This is a genomic window from Paenibacillus xylanivorans, from assembly GCF_001280595.1.
Lineage (GTDB): Bacteria > Bacillota > Bacilli > Paenibacillales > Paenibacillaceae > Paenibacillus > Paenibacillus xylanivorans.
On sequence record NZ_LITU01000033.1, the window covers coordinates 9172 to 14152 of the forward strand.

At 47.4% G+C, this 4981-nt stretch carries 5 protein-coding genes and 1 pseudogene; 3 read left to right on the plus strand and 3 right to left on the minus strand.

All coding sequences use genetic code 11. The annotated features are described in order from the left end of the window. Window positions 1-616 (minus strand): hydrogen peroxide-dependent heme synthase (gene hemQ / locus AMS66_RS03530; RefSeq protein ID WP_407944518.1); only part of this gene is annotated, 616 nt, incomplete at its 3' end. 907 nt (window positions 617-1523) lie between these two features. On the opposite strand from hemQ, the gene AMS66_RS03535 reads away from it, so the two are divergent. The 3 genes from AMS66_RS03535 (at window position 1524) to AMS66_RS03545 (ending at window position 4514) form a co-directional block, all read left to right on the plus strand. Further along, on the plus strand, window positions 1524-2723 hold the full coding sequence (locus AMS66_RS03535) for an MFS transporter (protein WP_053779475.1): 1200 nt from the start codon (window positions 1524-1526) through the stop codon (window positions 2721-2723). A 238-nt stretch (window positions 2724-2961) separates the two neighbouring features. Continuing rightward, window positions 2962-3537: a TetR/AcrR family transcriptional regulator gene (locus AMS66_RS03540; RefSeq protein WP_053779476.1), complete on the plus strand. Its 576-nt coding sequence runs from the start codon at window positions 2962-2964 to the stop codon at window positions 3535-3537. Further along, a complete protein-coding gene (locus tag AMS66_RS03545; RefSeq protein ID WP_053779477.1) occupies window positions 3534-4514 on the plus strand; it encodes an NAD-dependent epimerase/dehydratase family protein in 981 nt (326 codons plus the stop codon). Before AMS66_RS03540 ends, AMS66_RS03545 begins: the two co-directional genes overlap by 4 nt. A gap of 184 nt (window positions 4515-4698) precedes the next feature. Here AMS66_RS03545 and AMS66_RS33430 read toward each other — a convergent pair whose 3' ends face one another. Continuing rightward, window positions 4699-4818, minus strand: a complete 120-nt coding sequence (locus AMS66_RS33430; protein WP_236703151.1) for a helix-turn-helix domain-containing protein — start codon at window positions 4816-4818, stop codon at window positions 4699-4701. Next, window positions 4802-4981, minus strand: a pseudogene (locus tag AMS66_RS33435) (hypothetical protein); the annotation flags it as partial. The pseudogene AMS66_RS33435 and the gene AMS66_RS33430, both read right to left, overlap by 17 nt.

Here is a 4981-nt window from a genome sequence, read left to right on the forward strand (position 1 = left end):
GATCGTCGGCAAACAGTGTAACACCCCACTCCCAATCGTCGAAGCCGACCGATCCGGTGATAATCTGCTTGACCTTGCCTGCATAAGTGCGGCCGATCATACCGTGACTGCGCATGAAGTTTTTGCGCTCCTCCAGAGAAAGCATGTACCAGTTATCGTTAAGCATGCGTCGCTTGTTCATAGGGTAAAAGCAGATATGTTTCGCCTTGGGTAGGATTGGCTTAAGGCGAGCGGCTACCTCGGGAACTTGCATCGGATCGGAGCCGGGAGGGGCTAAATAATTGCTCAGCTCGACGACACTGACGTACGAGTAAACTGGTTTTACGAATTTGGCGAACCGAGAACGATTAAATGCGTTCTCCGCTGAGTTCAGCTCCTCGAGTGTCTCGCGTAGGTTTATAAACATAATGTCTGCCTTCTGGCCGACGATGGCGTACATTGCCAAGCTGCCCTCCATCCGGGATTCGACCGCCGACCATTCGTAGATTAGCGTCATCAAATCATGCTTTGCATACTCGCGTTCCTCTGTGGTTGCACTTTCCCAGGCAACCCAGTCGATGGTGCGGAAATCATGCAGCGCATACCAACCCTCTATCGTTTCTGCTGCTTCACTCATCTTACTTCAGCTCCCCTGGTTGTTTTGGCTTATCCAATAGCTTTCTTTTTTTGAATTTCATTTCTTGATCTTAGAACAAAGAGTGCTTTCATCCTGATAAGGAGTTGCTGCATCCAATGTAACGGGACTATAGTCGAACTGTCGTGTTTTAAGAAATGATGATTTATCATCATACGCTTGATCGACCATGCAGTCTTTCTCCTCAAGATTTTGATTTGAGAAGCATTTGAATGCGTCTATCCCGAGTAACAATGAGAATTTTAGTTCCGTATTATAAGAAATATATAATCAACTTTCTTGTCCTTACGTGCACTACATATTCATTATGTGACAACTCTTTAATTCGGCGAAAAAAAGGTCAGATCAGTTCAACGCCTTTAAAATCTACTTTTCAGTCATTCTCAAGTCCTCCTATAAGTTTTAGTTATTCCAAAAAGGTAATAACTCTCATGAAATCAAAAAGGCGCGGTGCTATTTCATTCTAGAACATCTTGTTGTGCAATAAAAGATACCGATCGGTACCTTTTATTGTATCATGATTCTAGTGAAAGGCAAGATCGGAATCATATATTCGATTTTTCGTGACGGGATTAAAGCTGGGGAGTTTAGGGGGGATCTGGATTCGGAGGCGTTTTGCTCAGCAAATTGGATAGGGATAACAAGCGCATGCTAATGAATATCTTCTCGTCTTATTTGCAGCAATGCTGTTTCGCAAGGAAACACGAGTAAATGGAACAACTATTGTGCGTATATGTATGACAAAATTGGTGACCTATATCGAAGGAGTAGCAAAAAGAACTTGTCGAATGAGGCTTGTGAATAATGCAGGAATCACCCGAGTCTGGTGCTAAAGCTGCTGGTTTTCGAGTGCTTTCTTTTTGAAAAATACGGATAGGTGGTTATTTATTTGGATGCAGTGAATATAGAAAATAAACCAGAAAGTAAAAGCCCGACTTTAGCACTATTAGCGCTGACAATAGGGGCATTTGCGATTGGAATGACTGAGTTTATTATTATGGGGTTACTTCCTGAAGTGGCCAAAAATTTGCAGGTGTCCATCCCCTCAGCAGGGCTACTCATTACCGGATATGCACTGGGTGTAGCTATAGGAGCTCCTATCATCACGGTCGCCACTCATCGAATGAAGCGAAAGCAGTTGCTTCTTTTTCTTATGATTCTGTTCATATCAGGTAATGCATTGGCTGCTCTTGCACCGAACTATGGAGTATTAATGGTAGCTCGTATCGTGGCTGCATTAACTCATGGTTCCTTTTTTGGTGTTGGATCTGTTATTGCAGCTGGACTGGTTCCTAAGGGAAAACGGGCTGGAGCTATTGCCATGATGTTTGCCGGTTTGACACTTGCAAATATTCTTGGTGTCCCTATCGGTATATTTATTGGTCAAGCCTTTGGATGGAGATCCACTTTTTGGGCGATCACTATCCTAGGTCTGATTGCTTTGATTGGGATTGCCGTGCTCGTTCCAAAAGTAGAATCAGCTTCATCAAACCTTAAGCAGGAGCTTAGTGTACTGCGTAAGCCAACCGTTTATATTGCTCTTTTGATGACGACGTTTGGTAATGGAGGGCTCTTTACGGTATTTACTTACATTTCACCGATTTTAACTGATATTACTAAGTTCCCGGTGAATTCGGTTTCTTACATCCTTGTTTTATTCGGGATCGGCATCACGCTAGGGAATATTATCGGGGGCAAGCTGGCTGACCGTAAATTAATGCCATCTCTTCTCGGGATACTCGTTGTGTTGGCCATAGTTTTGGCAGTATTCTCAATTACGGATCAGCATAAAGTGCCTGCTTTGATTACGATTTTTGTATTAGGAATGGCTGCTTTTGGAATTATACCAGGATTGCAGCTTCATATGTTGAATACGGCCAAAGAAGCTCCAACGCTGGCGTCGACTTTAAATGTTGCGGCTTTTAACCTGGGTAATGCGTTTGGTGCGTATATCGGAGGCTTGGTTATAGATTTACAATTTTGGGGAGGCCTAACAGCCGTTCCTTGGGTTGCTTCCATCGTAACCGGCGTGGGAATTTTATTTACTCTCTGGGGTGTTCAACAACAAAAGAAGCGTACTAGGCCGTAATTTTAGGGTAAGCTTTGCTTATCGTCCAAGAGAAATCGTGGGTCTTATAGTGACAGACTTTGATGGGGGGAGCGCTCGTGTTTGCCACAATCACTGAATCAAGAGGGATTTTCAGCGTCCGTACGGGAAACGGATATAGTCGCGTCGGGAACTGGGGTTTTATTGAATGTCAGGAGGGTATTGGCACCAATATAGCATCGCTATAGACAAACTAATATAGCTGTGCTATATTGGTCGCATGAATACACACGACACTCTACTTAATGCGGCTTTACAAGTTCTCGAGGAAGAGGGCGAGGCACAGTTCACAACACGCTCCGTCTGCGCAATCGCGAAGGTGACCGCACCGACGCTGTACCATCACTTCGGCAGCGCCGATGGGCTACTGAGCGCCGCCATTAAGGAAGCATTTGCTCAGTTTCTCGAAAGCAAAAGGACTGCCACGCAATCTTTCGATCCGGTTATGGCACTCCGCGAAGGCTGGGACGATTACGTGCGCTTCGCGGCGGCTCGTCCACGGCTCTACGCGGTGATGATGGGCCGCGTTCTCAACGATGCTGAAATTCCCGCCGCCGAGCAGGCCTTTGCGCTCCTCATCCAACGCATCGCGGCCATCGCTGCTGAGGGCCGGCTCAGGCCGACGGTGGAGGTGGCTGCCGATCTCATGTGGGCGTCTGCGAATGCTGCATCCCTACTATACGTCACATCTCGGCTACGCAAAGCGGTGCCACCCACTTCAGAAATCCTGGAGCAAATCCGTGAGGGGGCCATACGGTCCATCCTACATCCTGAACAGAAAGGACGAACACAATGAAAATTCTTGTCACGGGAGGTACTGGTCTGCTAGGCGGTCGCCTAATCCCGAAGCTCATAGAGGACGGTCACGAGATTTTCGCACTCACACGCTCCATATCATCTCACGCCAAACTCAAGTCCATGGGTGCTACGCCAGTCGATGCCGATCTCGAAAGCAGCACGCCACTCATATTGCCGGTGATTGATGCGGTTGTGCACGCAGCAGCCCTGTTCCGCTTTTCAGGGCCTCGCGAACCCTTCTTTCGTACCAACGTTGATGGAACCGTAGCCTTGTTGAAGGCAGCCGAGTCCGCCGGTGCGAAGACATTTGTCTACATCAGCGCAGCGGGAATCCTCATGGATAATGGCGGTACTCCCATACGCAACGTTGATGAAAGCACGCCGATTTTCCCGAACCACTTCTCCGCCTACCTGGCAAGCAAGGCACGGGCCGAATCGATGGTTCTGGCAGCTAACAAACCCGGCTTTCGCACCATCGCGCTTCGCCCGCCGGCTATCTGGGGGCCGGGTGATCCGTTTAGTCAAGGGCTTCCCGAAGCAGTCAGATCTGGACAGTTCGCCTTCATCAACCGCGGAGACTATGCTTTTGCAACCTGCCACGTGGACAATGTGGTAGAAGCGATACAATGCGCACTCACACGCGGAGAAGGCGGTCATGCCTTCTTCATCAAAGACCAGGAAGGGCAAACTTTCCGTGAGTTCGTCACCTCGCTCGCGAACTTACAGGGCTTGTCCATCGATAAGCTGCATTCGATGCCCTACTGGCTTGCCTCTGCCATTGGCCGGCTGCTCGACACTATCTGGGCCGTCACGCGGAAAGACGGGGATCCGCCGATCTCACGCTCGATGATACGCATGATCGGGCGTGAGTTCACAGTCAACGATGCCGCTGCACGTCGAGAGTTGGGCTATGTCGGAAGAACTTTGCGTGATGCGGGCTTGCAAAGCTATGAGGAAACATCTGCTCGACGATAGTGCTTTGGAGGGCGAACGCAGACAATCGCCGGTTAGTCGTTCTATGGACTTGCCCCCTTTTGTCGATATAGCAGACAGCAGAGAAAAGAACGTACTTGAAACAAGTAATATGAAGTTCTTAAAGATCGAGGGGCAATCAAGGTAACATTAAGATCTGATGATTACTTCCTTGAATATTTCTCTATTATTTGTAACGACTAAGATCAAAGCGACTGACTGCCAGGATAAAGGCAATTGTCAACTGTTGTTTGCAATCTGCATCAATGGTGCCATTTCGTTTAGCGTATTTATTTATAAATCCCATAACGGATAATCAATCTGGCTTCAGCTTCTTTGTCACCTTGTTGTGCTAAATGAAGTAGATTAGATACGCTATTCATATTTATCCTCCTTAATACGAAATGAAAAATAGCTTTAATTCGAAAGAAAAAAGCAGCGATGCCGCCAATAGCCAGAAAAGGAGCCAG

Coding starts and splice junctions, on each gene's coding strand:
- AMS66_RS03540 (WP_053779476.1), top strand. CDS start 2,962: ATGAATACACACGACACTCTACTTAATGCGGCTTTACAAGTTCTCGAG.
- AMS66_RS03545 (WP_053779477.1), top strand. CDS start 3,534: ATGAAAATTCTTGTCACGGGAGGTACTGGTCTGCTAGGCGGTCGCCTA.
- AMS66_RS33430 (WP_236703151.1), bottom strand. CDS start 4,818: ATGGGATTTATAAATAAATACGCTAAACGAAATGGCACCATTGATGCA.